15 protein-coding genes and 1 pseudogene are annotated in these 15,472 nt (G+C 69.9%); 7 read left to right on the top strand and 9 right to left on the bottom strand.

Annotated elements, in window-relative coordinates; all coding sequences use genetic code 11:
• Positions 1-610 precede the first annotated feature (610 nt).
• Positions 611-889, top strand: a complete 279-nt coding sequence (locus tag ACFVUY_RS38280) for a hypothetical protein (protein ID WP_387736773.1) — start codon at positions 611-613, stop codon at positions 887-889.
• Positions 890-1,059: 170 nt separating this feature from the next.
• On the opposite strand, the pseudogene ACFVUY_RS38285 reads toward ACFVUY_RS38280, so the two are convergent.
• The 3 genes and pseudogenes from ACFVUY_RS38285 to ACFVUY_RS38295 form a co-directional block, all read right to left on the bottom strand.
• Positions 1,060-2,225: pseudogene (locus ACFVUY_RS38285) on the bottom strand (IS4 family transposase); the annotation flags it as partial.
• Between the two features lie 169 nt (positions 2,226-2,394).
• Positions 2,395-3,348: a hypothetical protein gene (locus ACFVUY_RS38290; protein ID WP_387736722.1), complete on the bottom strand. Its 954-nt coding sequence runs from the start codon at positions 3,346-3,348 to the stop codon at positions 2,395-2,397.
• A 270-nt stretch (positions 3,349-3,618) separates the two neighbouring features.
• Positions 3,619-3,837 carry a hypothetical protein gene (locus ACFVUY_RS38295; RefSeq protein WP_380460935.1) on the bottom strand — a complete coding sequence of 73 codons (219 nt, stop codon included), beginning with the start codon at positions 3,835-3,837 and terminating at the stop codon, positions 3,619-3,621.
• A 438-nt stretch (positions 3,838-4,275) separates the two neighbouring features.
• Here ACFVUY_RS38295 and ACFVUY_RS38300 point away from each other — a divergent pair, with 438 nt between their 5' ends.
• Complete coding sequence (locus tag ACFVUY_RS38300; RefSeq protein ID WP_387736723.1) at positions 4,276-4,566, top strand: hypothetical protein; 291 nt, start codon at positions 4,276-4,278, stop codon at positions 4,564-4,566.
• 74 nt (positions 4,567-4,640) lie between these two features.
• Here the strand turns inward: ACFVUY_RS38300 and ACFVUY_RS38305 are convergent, their stop codons facing one another.
• From ACFVUY_RS38305 to ACFVUY_RS38325, 5 genes are all read right to left on the bottom strand, one after another.
• Positions 4,641-5,639: a hypothetical protein gene (locus ACFVUY_RS38305; protein ID WP_387736724.1), complete on the bottom strand. Its 999-nt coding sequence runs from the start codon at positions 5,637-5,639 to the stop codon at positions 4,641-4,643.
• Positions 5,640-5,721: 82 nt separating this feature from the next.
• Positions 5,722-5,958 (bottom strand): NUDIX domain-containing protein, encoded by a 237-nt coding sequence (locus ACFVUY_RS38310; RefSeq protein WP_387736725.1) that lies wholly within the window; start codon positions 5,956-5,958, stop codon positions 5,722-5,724.
• Between the two features lie 147 nt (positions 5,959-6,105).
• Positions 6,106-6,453 carry a hypothetical protein gene (locus ACFVUY_RS38315; protein ID WP_387736726.1) on the bottom strand — a complete coding sequence of 116 codons (348 nt, stop codon included), beginning with the start codon at positions 6,451-6,453 and terminating at the stop codon, positions 6,106-6,108.
• Positions 6,454-6,544: 91 nt separating this feature from the next.
• Positions 6,545-7,033, bottom strand: coding sequence for a DUF4265 domain-containing protein (locus tag ACFVUY_RS38320; RefSeq protein WP_387736727.1), 489 nt, complete (start codon positions 7,031-7,033; stop codon positions 6,545-6,547).
• 51 nt (positions 7,034-7,084) lie between these two features.
• Entirely contained in the window at positions 7,085-8,314 is a 1,230-nt protein-coding gene (locus ACFVUY_RS38325) for a tyrosine-type recombinase/integrase (RefSeq protein ID WP_387736728.1), read from the bottom strand.
• Between the two features lie 404 nt (positions 8,315-8,718).
• On the opposite strand from ACFVUY_RS38325, the gene ACFVUY_RS38330 reads away from it, so the two are divergent.
• A complete protein-coding gene (locus ACFVUY_RS38330; protein ID WP_387736729.1) occupies positions 8,719-9,285 on the top strand; it encodes an SMI1/KNR4 family protein in 567 nt (188 codons plus the stop codon).
• Between the two features lie 463 nt (positions 9,286-9,748).
• On the opposite strand, the gene ACFVUY_RS38335 is transcribed toward ACFVUY_RS38330, so the two are convergent.
• A complete protein-coding gene (locus ACFVUY_RS38335) occupies positions 9,749-11,218 on the bottom strand; it encodes a helix-turn-helix domain-containing protein (protein ID WP_387736730.1) in 1,470 nt (489 codons plus the stop codon).
• 207 nt (positions 11,219-11,425) lie between these two features.
• On the opposite strand from ACFVUY_RS38335, the gene ACFVUY_RS38340 reads away from it, so the two are divergent.
• From ACFVUY_RS38340 to ACFVUY_RS38355, 4 genes are all read left to right on the top strand, one after another.
• Positions 11,426-12,706, top strand: a complete 1,281-nt coding sequence (locus ACFVUY_RS38340) for an Ig-like domain-containing protein (protein ID WP_387736731.1) — start codon at positions 11,426-11,428, stop codon at positions 12,704-12,706.
• A 607-nt stretch (positions 12,707-13,313) separates the two neighbouring features.
• Positions 13,314-13,676, top strand: a complete 363-nt coding sequence (locus ACFVUY_RS38345; protein ID WP_387736774.1) for a MarR family winged helix-turn-helix transcriptional regulator — start codon at positions 13,314-13,316, stop codon at positions 13,674-13,676.
• Positions 13,673-15,106, top strand: coding sequence for an MFS transporter (locus ACFVUY_RS38350; RefSeq protein ID WP_387736732.1), 1,434 nt, complete (start codon positions 13,673-13,675; stop codon positions 15,104-15,106). The genes ACFVUY_RS38345 and ACFVUY_RS38350 overlap by 4 nt, the downstream gene beginning before the upstream one ends.
• A 31-nt stretch (positions 15,107-15,137) precedes the next feature.
• Positions 15,138-15,431: a DUF1330 domain-containing protein gene (locus ACFVUY_RS38355; protein ID WP_387736733.1), complete on the top strand. Its 294-nt coding sequence runs from the start codon at positions 15,138-15,140 to the stop codon at positions 15,429-15,431.
• The last annotated feature ends 41 nt before the right edge of the window (positions 15,432-15,472 follow it).

Here is a 15,472-nt window from a genome sequence, read left to right on the forward strand (position 1 = left end):
AAGCTACACGGCAGGCCTGCACCTCCGCGGATCGATCATGTGGTTGAAGTCCCTGACCTCAACCACATGATCCGAACCTTGAACAGCTCCTAGCGCGCTTCGGCTCATCGACTACCCGGCGTAGCCAGAACCCCTCTGTAGCCAACTGGCCATTCCAGTGGCCAGGTGCCGATTCCGGCCACACCTGCCCACCAAATCGAACACCCCCCGCCACCGGGCCCCGTCTCAACTCCCGATCTCAGTCACTTCAGTCCCTGACACCGCCCCGACCAGCAAAAACGCCCAGTGACCCAAACCACCGCAGGGACCAGATCAGGACCACGCCCCGGGCCAGGGCGCAGCAGCGCGGCGCGGGCCGCGGGCGCGGCAACAGGACGGCTGGGCCGGGCGGCAGCAAAGCACCGACCGGAGCAGGACGGCGAGCACGGCGGCGAGGCGCGGCCCGGGGTCCACGCCACCGGACAACAACAGGTCACACCTCAGGTGCTCGTGCGGGTGAATGGCGTCCGCCACGCACCGCGCACGCCGGCGCCGCTGGTGGGAGACCGATGGGATGAGCAACGATCCAACCACTCCGACCGGGATCATCACCCACAGACGGGAGACCACCGTGATCGTGCGCATCATGGGCGAGGGCCAAGCAAAGCTGGCCGACGCCCACTTCGCCGAGCTGAACAAGCTCGACGACGAACTGCTCGCAGAGATGGAGGACGGCGACGAAGAAGGCTTCCGGAGGACTCTGGGGGCCCTCCTGGACGCCGTACGCCGCCTGGGAACCCCGCTGCCGGACGACGCCTTGGAGCCCTCGGAGCTGATCCTGCCCGCACCCGATGCGTCCATGGACGAGGTCCGCGAGATGCTCGGCGACGACGGCCTGATCCCGGGCTGACCCCCGGCTCCCCGGTCCACCGCGGGGACCGGGGAGCCTCACGCCCGGCACCCCTTCGCCGGGCAGAGCTTCGCGTGCAGCACCCGGCCCTCCCACCACGGATCCGCCGGAACGCAGAGCACGGCCCGGCCTATCCGGCCGACGAGATCGTGGCCGTCGCAGTCGGCGTGAGCGACGACGAGCTGGTCGCGTGCCGCCTCCAGAGCGATGGTGAAGCTGGCGCGGTCGGGGTCTGTACCGGGTGCGGACTCGACGGCGTCGACCATGGCGGTCCGCAGGAGCTGGTAGAGGGTCAGCAGGGCCCACATCTCCTGCTCGACACCGAAGGGGTCTCCGGAGCGGAGCACGCGCCCATTCATGAGCGTGTGGCGTAGGGCGTAGTAGGCGGATTCGATCTCCCAGCGTTCGTGGTAAAGCTGTACGAGGGTCTCGGCGGGTCCAGGTCGGGGTCGAGCAGGGTGGTGGCCAGCCGGTAGCCGTCGTGCAGGCGGGTACCGTCCGCGCAGGTCGCGGTGATGTCGGCTTCGATGATGCGGACCGTGACGCCGTGGATGCGGGCCAGGTGGGAGCCGTCGTGCAGTCGACCCACGGTCGGTGGGCGCCGGTTGGAGGTGAGGCGGACCAGGAACTGGGCGCCGGTGCCGGCGACCTTCGCCAGGAACTTGCCGTCGTCGAAGCCTCGGTCGGCGAGAACCAGCATGTCGGGGCCGAGCAGGTGCAGCAGGCGCTGGGCGTAGTGGTTCTCGCCGTAGCTCCTGGGGCCGAACTCGGCGCCGAGGAGGCCGCGGCTTCCGGTCTCCACCAGCGCCATCAGCCGTAGAAGTGGGTAACCGGTCCAGCCGTACCGATTGCGGGGCCGGCCGAACCGGCCACGGTTGCGTTCAGCGTCGGGCACCGTGATCGAGCTGCACCCGTCGAAGGCCATGGTGCGCCAGCGCCGGTAGCGCACTCCTGGTGTCCGTGGCTGAGCCAGCGGCCCGGCCACGATCTCGAACAGGGACTTCACTGGTGCTGCCCCGAGGCGTCGGCGCAGGTCGCGCAGTGCCTTCTCCGACGGCGCGGGCACCGTCAGTCCGGTCAAGCCGACGACTCGTTTGTCCCAGACCTTGGCATGGCCCAGGTGTGGGAACAGCCCGAGGGCGAGCAGGAAGTACACGGCCACCCGCGAGGGCAGGGACCGTAAGCGACGCTAGACGGTCCCGGTATCCACCAGGACGGCGTCGACCAGCTCAAAGGGAAGGTATTTGGTCAACTCGCCCAGGTGGCCCGGGGCGAAGACCCCAGAGGCGACGATCAGGGTTCGTGTGAGCGTGCTGGTGGCAGACTGACAGCGCAACGGGGCCTCGGGGGACGGACTGATCTTGGCAGATCACCCCTCCTACCAGAGGCTCGGCCAACCCTGCGGTCAAGGTGGCACTGCTCCGAAGCTTGAACGTTTCGGAGCAGTGCGAACCCCGTGCTGATGAGGAACCGCCAGGCAAGGCCCGGTTGGTGACCGGCCGTGGTCAGGACCACGGATCGTCGCAGTCTTCGGTCTCAGCCATGCCGGGATGCAGCATGGCGCGCAGGCAGCGGTGCAGGCCGCTGCCCCTGGCGGTCTCAACCGCCTGCATCCACGGCAACGGCGCCATCAACCGGGCTGTCTCGTCGGTGGCGAGGTCGTCCAGCATGGCACGCAGTTCGTCCGGGACCGGCAGGTCAGCGAGGCACATCCACCCCAGCGCGGCGCATATGCGTACCTCGGGTGGTTGTTCGGGGTCGGACCAGCGGGCCTGCATCCACACCACGGTCCCCAGATCCGGGTGCGGTCGGGCCAGCTGTGCGATTGCCAGGACCAAGCCCGCCCGTGCGGTGGGGTGGTGCTCGGCTAGCAGGCAGGAGTGGAGAGCGGTGAGGATGTCCTGCGTGCGGTCGGCGGCGGCAGCCAGCGCGTATGCGGTGGCGATGCGCACCGCGGGGTCGGGGTCGTCGAGCAGAGGAAGGAGAAGATCGGTGTCCTCGGCGATCGCTTCGCGGGCAGCCTGCACCGACCAGTTCTGTAGGTAGCCGGTGACCTCGAAGGACCATTCGTCATCGGCGCGGAATCGCAGCATGTCGGCACGGGTGCACACGCCCTGGTGCCGCATGCGCGCCACCTCGCCCACCACGGTCAGGGCTTCGGCACGGTGGTGGTCCTCCGGAACGGTACTGATCCGAATCACGAACGGCACCTCCGGTGCGGCGGCGGCCCTCATATCGTTGGCACACAGACCGATCAGCATGCCGAGCGCACTACTAACGTCGGCGGCGTCGCCCGAGCGCAAGCGCCCCATGACCTCCCGGACCCTGGCACCGTCTGGGAAGCGGTCCCAGGGCACCTCCTCAACCAGCAACCCGTCCTTGGCCTCCGGACGGATACCCGCCACCACCGCGCGAACGTCGAGGGGCCCACCCACCTGGTCGAGCGGGTCCCCGTCCACGAATGCCCGCACCACCGCCCGGTACGCCGGGTCTCTCTCCCATGAATTCACCCAGCAACCTCCACGACGGCTCCTCCGGCCCGACGACACGGCGCTGAAGGAAGGGGCCGAATCATGCAACTGATCATGTCAGTCGCTCCAGGCTCCGTTGCTCCCGCCGGCGCAGCCGCCTACCTCACCGGCCCACCCGCCTCGGTATTCGGCTAGCCGGAACGCGAGCGCCCGGCACACCAGCCACCAACGCGGTCGGGCCGTCGAGGAGGCTGCGGATCAGGTGTAGACCTCGTGGGCGTACTCCTCACGGCTCAGCTTGAATTCGTCCGGCCGGTCGCGGCGGAGCTCTTCGTATCGCGCGCAGAAGACCCCGAGCGCCTCGTTGAGCCTGCAGCCGGACGCGTCCCTGATCATCCGAAGCGCCGGGCCGATTCGGCGGTCCAGGATGTAGCGGTCCAGGACGTCGTGGTCCACACCCTCTGGCAACTCTTCCATGTGCCAACCGTAGTGACGACGGAATCAATCGCGCTAGTCAAGATCACTTGGCAAATGGTCAGGTTCGTGATCCCTGCCTCAGGCCGGCCGTAGGAAGGCCTGGCACCTCACCGCGGCCGGTGCCGCCGTCGCGGCCATCTTCCCCAAGGCCCGGCGCCCGGCCGCCCAGTCGCCGGGCACCGAGCAGCTCGCCGTCGGCCGGATCCACGCCGCCTTCGTCACCGACGCCCGCACCCGCAGCGAGGCCTGCGGCCCACTCGATTTCCTCCCCACACCGGAGCTGCCCGTCGGCGCCGGGGTGTACCGGCCCGCCGCCCACCTCGCCGGCACCGCCGGCACCGGCGACGAACGCCACCGCCTGCGGGCGTTCATCGAGCGCAACCGCCCCAGAGGGCCGGAGACGAGCAGACCGCGACGCAGCTGGCGGCCTGCGCCCGGGTGTGGGAGCAGGCGGGCGAGGGCGGGACAGGTCGGGCCTGGGAACGGCGCTGGCGGGCATTCCCCCGGCTGCTGGTCGTCCTGGTCGGCACGGCGGCCGCCGGGGTCCGCTCGGCGGTGACGGACCTGCGCCTCACCGCCGAGGAGAACCCGGCCACCGCCGAGATGCTCACCGCCGTCCCGGCCGGCGCCGCCCGCATCGAGGACCTCATCCAGCGCGGCCCGGCCGCCCCCATCTGGCACCCCCTCGGCGCCCGGGGCAGGCGGGCGTGCGGCTGGACGGAGCCGTAGGCCGCGAGCCGCCATCCGAGCTTCCGGGAACATGATGGCCTTCACCGAGAGGCCACCGCCACCATCACCGATCTCTAGCGCATTGCGCGGGCGTCGAACAGATACGTGAAGGGGGTGTTCGGCCGACCCGGCGACGTGAAGCCCGCTGCCGCTCCGGCGGCGGCAACGGCAGAGCCGACTACGTCTGCCTGACGGAGAGTCCATGCTGCGCCGGCGGCCGCGAGGGCAAGCGATGCGAGGGGCCGAACCCATCCCCGGCGTGCGCGGCGCAGGTCGGCGGCGTAGTCGGCGATCTCCTGCGAACGATCGCGACGCAGCCGCAGCTTGTCGATCGTCATCGGGGCAGCATCCAGGGCCGCCACGAAGCGCCTGAGCTCACGGGCGTATCGCCGGTATCCCTCGCCGTGCTGGCGACGGAAGTCGAGTACTTCGTCCAGTGGGACTCCTGACAGGTCGACGCCGACGTCGACTGCATCCTGGTGGACGAGTGAAGCCAGGATGGCGCGGTTCGATTCAGGGCGGTTGGGATTCGGGCCAACAGCCGCGAGGTCTCCCACCAGATAGATCTCGTGCTCCGTGACGCGTTGGGCTGCGGCCAGACCCAGTGCCAGCAGGATGGCGGAGCGGGCGCTGTCGGCCAGGTCGACCATGTCAGGGCCGAGGTCGGGTCGATGTCTGCTCACCACCCCTAAGCGGAGCAACTGCCTCACAGTCTGGTCGGCGTCCTCCGAAGTCGCGACGAAGTGGCCAACGGTGAGGAAAGGACCCCCGGCATGCGGGATGCCGGACGCCGGAGTGCCGATCGCGCCTTCGGCCGCTCGCCGGATCGCCACTGCCGTGGGAGCGTCCAGCCACGTCTGGGGTTCGACATTGTGGAGCAGCCCGGCTTCGAGGAGCGGCGCGGCGAGTTCCTCTTCCTGAGCGACGGTGGCATCGAAGTGTTCGGAGGGGAGGAGGAGAGCGAATCCGTCGAAGAAGAGGAGCAGGCTCTTCATGGCCTCGACGGAGCGATGGTCCCAGATCCAGCCAGGGTAGTAGTGGGCCAGCTCGAAGGGCGTTCGTTGGGCGGTCATGCCTCAAGATTGTCAGATCTGACGGTTCATCACTTGGCAAACAGGTGAGGCCGCTCGTGTGTGGGCCAACGCCAGCACGGTTCTACCTCGCCTGGGCGCTCGGTCTCCTGGTCCTGGACGAAACGCAGCACCGGCGGCGCGGGCAGCACCGCCAGGTCGAGGCCGAACTCCTCGAGCAACTCCCGGCACACAGCGCGTCGACCGGGTCTTCGCCGTCCTCGACCACACCGCTGGGGAAGGAGAGCTGTGCTCTGGCCGGACGCTGGCGGCGGATCAGACACACCCGGCCGTCGTGGACCAGCACCGCACACACCCGCACCCGGACCAGCCCGGCCCGGCCCGGCCACCGTGCTGGTGGTCACCGCCGGGCCCACGCCGGACAGGCGGGCTCGTGCCAGGTGCGGACGACCACCCCGCCCGGGGTCAGGTGCTCGCTCGACCTTCTCTGCACCAAGTCCGGTAGGGCTTACCGCTCACGCGGCTGGTCGCGGTGCGCGGTCGTCGAGAGAGGCGACTCGGAGTCAAACTTGAAGGTCTCAACGGCGGCATCGGCGGGGAACTCCGGGTGGTCGTGCCAGATCTGGGCGAAAGCAACCAGAAGGTTCCATGAGGCGGTTGCGTGTAGCTCGGTCTCCGCCGCCTGCTCAGGCAGGGAGGCTCGGTGGAAGCGCACCGCCGCGACCTGCTTGGTTGCGGCCAGTCGCAGGGCTGCGGCCGCTCTGCGGGCTTCGCCTTGGAGCGAGGCCGCGTCGGGGATTCGCGCAAACACGAAACGGACCAACTGCGTGACCTGGTCGTCGGTGATCTGCTCCACTCAATTCCCCCTGCGGCTCGCATGCCAATGCGCCTGGCTCGACGCTGATCTTTTCTGTACCAAGGACAGGCACTGCGTGAGCTCGCGAGCGTCACGAAGGGCTGGCGAACGGTATTGCGTTAGCCCACTCCCAGAAGGCGTGGCCGGCGTTGACTGCTGCCTCCATGACGGCGAACAGTCCGGAGGGTTCGACGTTGGGCGGGACATCGACGGCGACGAAGCGTGCACCGTTCCACTCACTCAGAAGGTCTCCCGCGATGATCTCGGCCTTGATCTGGTCAGCGGCTCTTTGGAGATCGGCGGGCGGCAGATCAGGAGTGAACAGGAGTCGCAGCGTCCGATGCCGAGAGGCCCCGACCACCTCGCTGACGTAGTCGTCGTCGTTGAGGAGCACGGTGTCGCCCAGAGCGATCCCGTAGGTGGAAAACGGAATACAGGAGACCTCGTAGCCTTTGTCATTGCGAGGTATGAGCCAGAGCTGCTCGACCTGTCCCTCCAGTCCGAAGGGAGCCAGGTCGGCGCGCGCGATGTAGTTGGTCGCGGCGCGTCCGACCGGGTGCTCGTGGACGATGAACTTCATGACGGCTCCCCCAGGACCAGCTCTGATGGCCCGCCATGATGCCGTAGCCGATCACTCCTGCTGCCGGCGGGGTGCGGGCAGCCCGAGTGGGACTGGTCCGGTCCGCTCGAACCGTCGGGCCTGCTCGCGCTTGCTCCGCAGGAAGGTGAGGGTGAGGTCGAGCCCGTCGATCTCACCCCGCCAACCCTCGGCGACGGCGCGTTCGCGACGGGCTAGGAGGTCTTCCTCCAGCTCGTCGAGGCGGGGCAGCATCTTCGGGTTGATGCCCAGCATCGGGCAGCGGATGCAGGCGTGTTCGTGCGTGCAGGGGGTGCCGTAGGGCCGGCCGCAGGAGCCGAGTTCGACCCGGCGCTTGTCGAAGTGCTCATTGAAGTCCGACCACTCCCGCTCGGTCGGGCTTCGATACTCGCTCTCGGGCCGCTGGGACCGGCGACGGGCGAGAAACTCCTGGTAGTGCCGGACCACGTCGTCGTCGAAGACCGCGACGTAACCACGAGTGGTTTGGATATTCAAGTAACCCAACAAGGCGGCGCCGATGTGGATCGACAGTCCGTTATTGACCAGCTCGGTCGCGAAGAGCCAGCGGAAGTCGTGCGGGGCGAACTTCACCTCGGCGAACCGCGGGTCGGTGGCGACAAGCCCGTCAGCGGCGCGGTGGATCATGCGCCACATCGTCGTGGTGGACATCGCCCTGATCGCTCTGCCGTGCATGTTCTGGAACAGGTAGGGCAACGGTTCGCTCCAGACCTTCTCGTGCAGGTCGTAGCGGACGCAGACCGGGACGGTCCTGTTCGCGCTGATGTGGCGGCGGATGATCTGCGCGATGACGTGGAACAGCTCGGCGGACATCGGAATGACCCGCTCCCGGTCGCTCTTGGACGGCGTGACCACCAACAACGCTACGACTTCGCCGCTGGGCCGCTGGTAGTTGCGCACGCTCAGGTGGGTCAGCTCCGTGAGCTCCTCAGCGCGCAGGCCGGCCAGCCGCAGGGTTTCGACGATCGCCCACTGCCAGAACGCCTGGTTCTCAATGTGGGTGAGCTGCACCAACTCGCCGGTGCTTCGGTTGACCGCGCGGACGGCGGCGGTCGACGGATCGGGTCGCAGAGCGTCCGCTTTCGCCGAGACGCGCTGCCACTCGACGCCGTCGACGGTGAATCGATCCCCCAGGCCGACGGCGCGGGCCGCCTCCAGCAGGGTTCGCCGACGATGCCACTGGTCGGCGACGTGCTGGGACAGGACCGGCAGCAGCGGCTGGCGCTCGCGGGTGCGGTTGGCCATGCGCTCTTGCAGGCGTCGGCGGCGGACGCGGAAGCGCTCACCCGGCCCCGCCGGCCTGTGGCCGGTGCCGGGACACCCGCGTACCAGCCCTGTCCCGGCAGGCCGACTATCTCCGGTTGCTGGGACAGTCCCACCCCGCTTCCCCGAGTGGTGGCGCTCCGCGCGCCGCCTGGGACGCTTCGTTGATCAGATCCGAGGAGTCCGGTGTTGACCCGTCTCATCGAAGTTTGACCGCCGTGCCCAGTGACCTCTAACGGGTGACCTTCACTGTGTTTGCCACGCGACTTTGATCACCACTGGATTCCTGCCACTTGATCTTCATTGGGTTGTCCGGCGACAGCGGCTCCGGACCGGTTGTCGGGCTGCATGACGTCCAGGTGCTCGCCCGGCTACAGTTCCGCCCCGTGACCGATGCCTCCCGTCGTATCTCTGCAGACGACGACGCGCTTCTGGAAAGGCTGCGTGCTCTCGCCTGGGGAGCAGAAGGCGCGGGTGTCACCCGCGGCTGTCTCCCGGATCAGCCGTTCCCTCCGATCACGAGGACCGAGGTCGAACAGGTGGAGCGGGAGATCGGCTACGAGCTGCCGCTCCTGCTCCGACGTGTCTACACCGAGGTCGGCGACGGTGGCTTCGGTCCGGAAGGCGGCCTCGCCTCGCTGACACCGCGCCACATCCCGGAGTGGTACAAGCCGGACTGGCCATGCGCGACCTCCCCTCTCACTCGATATCCGGAGTGGGGGCCGCCGGCGTCCTGGCTCTTCCTGAGCGGTGGCGGCTGCAGCATGCAGTGGTACGTCTCGTTGATAGCGGTCGACAACCCGGTCCTGCTCTGGGATGCCGACGGCTGGGAACCCGACTGCGGCGAGAACCCCCACGACGGCTTGTGCTACGCGGCGCCGTCGCTGCGCCAATGGCTGTGGACCTGGGCAGACGGAGGCGACGTGTGGGACGAAGCGCTCAAGATCCTGTAGGCGTTTGGACCGAACTCACCTGTCAGTCAGTCAAGGTCACCTACCGGAGGCCACTCAGAAGTCGTCGGGTTCGACGGCGTTGGGCGCGAGCGCGAGTCCAGCCACCGGCCCCCAAGTCCCCTCAGGACTGAGCCAAGATCATAAGAGGACCCGGTGAAACTTCGGTGAGACTCGTCAAACTTCGGTGAGACGGGTCAGGTGTGCCTGGTCTCACCGAAGGATGACGGCCGACGCCATGCACGACCAGGAGTGGACCGACCGGCTGGTCGCCGGGAGGCGCAACGAGCTGGCGAACCTGGTGGCCCTGGTCGGGCAGGAGGACCTGAGCGTCGAGGTCGCTCCGCACCCCGGAACAGCAACGGGTCCGCCCGGGCCACGCAAGGGGCGACTCACCGAAGCGTCGGCCCGGCTCCGGGAGAGCGGGCGGACGACGGGGCCCCGGTGGCGGGACCCCGCTCGGCCGTCACTGCTGGAAGGGGCTGCGCTCCCAGGCCTTCCCGCCGATCGGGTAGCTGTAGAGCGGCCGGCCCTTGACCGCGCTGGTGCGGAACGGCGTGCCCGCGCCGGGGCCGATGGTCAGCGTGCCCTTGCGGTTGCCGCTGGTCCACTCCAGTTCCAGGTACCAGCTGACGTCGTGGGAGGTGGTCTTGGCGGTGACCTCGATGACCTCCGGGTCCCGCTCGCTCACCTTGACCGGCAGGCCCGTGCTGCCCTCGATCAGAACCGGACGGGGGCGGGCCGCGTCCAGGTCGAGGTCGAAGGAGTTGACGCCGACTCCGCCCCCGCAGCCGTCGCCCATCGCATAGGCGTTCCAGGGCAGCGGGGCCGCGATCCGGGCGATGCGGACGTTGAGGGCGGTCAGCACCACGGTCTCGCTGCCGGTGCCCTGCACGGTGAGCTCGATCGACTGGTAGGTGCCGGGGACCGCGCCCACCCGGGAGACCCAGGCCGGGACGTCCACCAGCGCGGGCGGGCGGGGGACTTCCGACGGCGGCCGGTCGACCACGTACCTGTCGCACTCGGTGCCCCCGCGCGAGGCATGGACCGCGACGGCGATCGGGGCGCTCGCGCCCTGGTCCGCGGCGCCGGTCGGCCCCGACGGGGTCGCGCCCGCACTGGTGGAAGTGACGGCGCCGACAGGCTTGTCGACTGGAGCCGGCGTCGGGGATTCGGCGGACGGACCGGCCTCAACGGCCCGGGCGGGCACGGAGGCGGGCGAGCCGTCCGAGTGGGTCTCAAGGCCGGTGGCGACGGCCCCGATGGTGGCGAGCACCGCGGCGGCCGTCACCGCGGCGAGTGCGCCCCGGCGCACTCGCCGCTGCGGCGGTACGGCGGGGGCACGCTCCGGGGCGGCCGTGCCGGCCCCGGTGGCGGCTCCTGTGGCCGGTTCCTCCGCCGGTCCCGGCGCGTCAGGGGTGTCCGGCACCGTCCGCGCCACCGGGGCCGCTGACGAAGCCTCCGCCGCAGGTGCGGGCTCGGGTTCAACCGCGGGCTCGGGTGCGGGTGCGGAAGCCTGCCGGTTCGCCCGCGCCGCGTGGGCGATGCCCCACAGCCGGTAGAGCTCGGTGCGTTCCTCCGAAGTCGCCCGGCACAGCCGCGCGAGGCGCTCCAGCGGGGCGAACTCCACCGGCATCACATCACCGTTGCAGTAACGGTGCAGGGCCGACGTGCTCACGTGCAGCTGCTTTGCCAGCGCGCCGTAACTGAGCCCCGACCGGCTCTTCAGCTCCTGGAGCAGCCGCGCAACCTCGTCCGCCTCCCGCAAATCCCCGCCCCCCTCTGGCACTGTTCCTCCGCCCCTCCTGAATCCCCTCGGCGGCGCGCCCCGGCTCCGGCCGCCGGACCGCCGGACCACCGGACCACCGGACCACCGGACCACCGGACCACCGGACCACCCGGACGCGGGCCGATACGAGCTCCGGCAGACAAGCACGCCGCAGACCGTCCCACGGTTCCCCGGGGGCCCCTCTCCGCAACCGGCCGCGCCGTCCCGGAGTCCCGTTCGCGCGTCCCAGGAAGGTTACGTCTCCCCAGCTCAAACCGGCTAACGGCGTCCCCGCGTCCCTGATCGCCGGCCCACCGTTGCGGCCGGGACGAACCGGCGCACAAGCTGGCGGCGAAACATCGAGAGGGAGCAACTGTGAGCACTGTTCGGGCGGCCCGGGCCGCGATACGCACCAGCGACCGTCTCCATCGCGGCGCGGTGGCACTGGCGATGGGCGGGGTCCTGCTGATGACCGCGGCCTGCGGCGACGGCAAGGGCGAGGGCCGCGGTGACGCCGCGCCGGCCGACTCCGCCGCCTCCGGGGCCGCTTCCGGAACTGCCTCCGGAGCCGCTTCCGCAGGGGCGTCCGCCGCGGCGACGCCGAGGACGTCGACCGCGGTGCTGGACGTGGAGCCGAAGGACGGGACCCAAGGGGTCGCGCCGACCGCGCTCCGGGTGTCCGTCTCCCACGGCAAGCTCACCGCCGTCGACGTGACGGACAAGGACGGCAAGCCCGTCCGGGGCTCGATCGCCCCGGACGGCACCGGCTGGAAGCCCGCTGCCGCACTCGCCCCCGGCACGGCGTACACGGTGAACGCCCGGGCGACGGACGCCGACGGTCTGGTCGCCGCGGCCACCAGCGCCTTCACCACCGCCTTGCCCGGCAAGCAGGTGTCGACCAACGACAACATCGCCGACGGCCAGACCTACGGCGTGGGCATGATCGTCAAGGTGGACTTCAGCGCCAAGGTCGTGAACAAGGACGCCGTCGCCAAAGCCATCACCTTCGAGACGGACAACGGCACCGAGGTGAAGGGCCACTGGTTCGGCGACAACCGGATCGACTTCCGCCCGGCCGACTACTGGAAGCCGAACACCAAGGTCACCATCCACTACCGGCTGAAGAACGTCGAAGTCGCCCCAGGCGTGTGGGGCGACGTCGACAAGGACGAACCGTTCACCATCGGCCGCTCCCAGGTCTCGACCGCGGACGCCGCCACGCACCGGATGACGATCGTGCGGGACGGCAAGTCCACCACCGTGCCCGCCACCCTCGGCGACGACGAGCACCCCTCCTGGGGCGGCGTCATGGTCATCATGTCCAAGGAGAGAGTCACCCACATGAACTCCCAGACCGTCGGTCTGGGCAGTGAGTACGACATCCCCGCCGCCCCGCACGCGATGCGGCTGACCAGGTCCGGCACCTACGTCCACGGCAACTACTGGTACAAGCGCGACCTGTTCGGCAAGGCCAACACCAGCCACGGCTGCGTCTCGCTCAAGGACGTGGAGGGCGGCAGCGACACCTCCGTCGCCGGGTCGTTCTTCAACAGCTCGCTGATCGGCGACGTCGTCACGGTCGTGAACACCAAGGAGAAGACCGTCGCCCCTGACAACGGCCTCAGCGGCTGGAACCTCCTCTGGGCCACCTGGTAGCGCGCTGGACGGCCTCCCTCGCTGCGGACGCGGCGCTCGTGCGCGCGCCGGGCCCGAGTTCAGTCGCCGAGCAGCTCGACGACCCCGACCCCGGCCGGCTGCCAGGCCGCGGCCTACGCCCTGGCAGCCGGCTCGGTCGCCTCGCCACGGCCGCCCTGCACGCCCACCTCGCCGTTGAGGACGACCCGGCGGTCCGCGCCTGCCTGGTCCTGGCGATCGGTCAACTCGCCCGAGCCGACCGGTTACTGGCCGAGCTCACGCAAACCGCTTGATCACACAATCGCGGACTCCACGAAAACCGGGGCAGCTCACAGACGATCGCAGATCCCTACCAGTACTGGATCCCGGTTGAAGTCGGATGTTTGATCCTGCATCGGAAGGTTCGGGCACCGCGGACGTCACGCGAGGATGACGGGCCCTTGAGACGTCGCCGACTCCCGGCGGTCGAGGCCGCCCCGCTCCAGTCGACCATTTCCATAGACTATGAATATAAAAACGCTATGCTTTGGGCATGAGTCGTCAAGACACCGCTCCTGACTCGTCCGCCGCCATCGGGGCAGCCCTCTACGGCCTGGCCACCAGGGCCGCGAGACGCCTGCCCCGGGACATGAGCCTGACGTCCGCCGCCACCCTGGCCACCCTGGACCGGACCGGCCCGCGGCGCATCACCGATCTGGCCGCGGTCGAGGGCGTCACCCAGCCCGCGATGACCACCCTGGTCCGGGTGATGGAGGAGTCCGGCCTGGTCGAGCGGCGGGGCGACACGTCCGACAAGCGGGTCACGCTGGTGTGCCTGACCGAGGCCGGTGCCTCCTATGTCCGGACGCGGCGCCAGACGGGTGTCCACGCGTTCGAGCGGTTGATCGGCGAGCTCACCGGCGACGAGGTCGAGGCGCTGGTGGCGGCCCTTCCGGCGCTGAAGCATCTGGCAGAGCTCGAAAGCCAGGACCGCGAAGCGCCGAAGCAGTGACCGGGCAGCCGGTCGGCGCGGTCGCGGTGGAGACGTTCCCGGTGGCGCGTTCCGAGGCGCGGCTGCTGGTCCCCGCCCTGATGTTCATCGCTCTGGTCGTGGCGGCGGTCGCCAGCCTCGGGACGCCGCTCATCACCAGCGTGGCGACCTCGTTCCACGTCTCGCTCGGCAGCGCGCAGTGGACGCTGACCGTCGCGCTGCTCAGCGGCGCCGTCGCCACGCCGGTCCTGGGCCGGCTCGGAGCCGGCCCGCACCGGCGGGCCACGATCCTCGCCACGCTGGCGGTCGTCGTCGCCGGAAGCGCGCTCACCGTGCTGCCGCTGCCGTTCGCGTGGCTGCTGGCCGCCAGGGCGGCCCAGGGCGTCGGGCTCGGGCTGACGGCGCTGATGATGGGCGTGGCCCGGGACCACCTCCCCGAGGAGCGCAGCGCGGCCGTGATCGCCCTGATCTCGGTGGTCTCGATCATCGGGGCCGGCGTCGGCTACCCGCTGGCCGCACTGCTCGCCGAGCTCGGCGGGGTACGGGCCGCCTACGGCCTCGGCCTGGTCGTCACCGCCGCCGCCCTCCTGACCGCGTGGCGCTCCATGCCCGAAGCCCCCGAAGGCCGCTCCGCCCACGTGAACGTGGCGGGCGCGGTCGTCCTGGCCGCTGTGCTGCTCCTGGTGCTGTTCCTCGCCGGCGAACGGAATCTGTGGAGCCGGCACCTCGCCGTGGCGGCGGGCCTCGCCGTCGTCGCGGTGGTGCTGCTCTGCGTCTGGGCCGTCATCGAGTTACGCAGCACGACGCCCCTGGTCGACGTGCGGGCGGTGCGGCACCCGGCGGTCGCCGTGGCGAACCTCGCCATGTTCGTCGGCGGGATCGGCATGTACCTCCTGCTCACGCTCATCACCCGGTACGCGCAGACGCCGCACGGCGCCGGCTACGGCTTCGGGCTGACGACCTTCGTCGCCGGGCTGGTCCTCATCCCGTTCTCGGTGCTGGGGTTCGTCGCCGGCAAGCTCACGCCGAGGGTCCGGACGCGGATCGCCGACCCCCTGCTCCTGGCCGGCAGCGCCGTCGTGGTCGGCGGCGGGTTCGCCCTGTTCGCGGCGGCCCGGTCGGACCCGGCCGAACTGTTCGCGGCGATGGGCGTGCTCGGCTTCGGCGTCGGCGGCTTCTCGGCCGCGATGCCCGGCGTCATCCTGGCCGTCACCCCCAAGAGCGAGACGTCGAGCGCCATGAGCTTCAACTATGTCGTCCGCAGCGTCGGGTACTCCCTGGGAAGCGCCATCGGCGGCCTGATCCTCGCCGCGGGCACCGGCCCCGGCCACCTCTTCCCCGACGACAGCGCCTACACCACCGCGGCGCTGGTCGGCATCGGCGCCATGGCGACCACGACGCTGACAAGCCTCGCTCTCGCCCGCCGACGCTCGTCCGAGACCAACCCGTGAGTCAGATGCGCATCCCGACACTGGAGGTTCCATGCCCAAGGGCTACTGGGTCAGCGTCTACCGCACCATTTCGGACCCTGAGAAGCTGGCTGCCTACAACAAGCTGGCCGGTCCGGCCGTCAAGGCCGGGGGCGGTCGGGTCCTCGTCCGTGGCGGTCGGGTCGTGGCGCATGACGCCGGAATCGCCGAGCGCACCGTCCTGATCGAGTTCGACAGCTTCGAGCAGGCCGTCGCGGCGCGCGAGAGTGCGGCCTACCAGGAGGCGCTGGTCGCCCTCTCCGACGGCGTCGAGCGCGACTTCCGCATCGTCGAAGGCATCGACTGACCGAGGTCCAGTCGGATCTGCACTGAAGATCCACCATCTTG

Source organism: Kitasatospora sp. NPDC058063 (assembly GCF_042885395.1).
Taxonomy (GTDB): domain Bacteria; phylum Actinomycetota; class Actinomycetes; order Streptomycetales; family Streptomycetaceae; genus Kitasatospora; species Kitasatospora lactacystinica.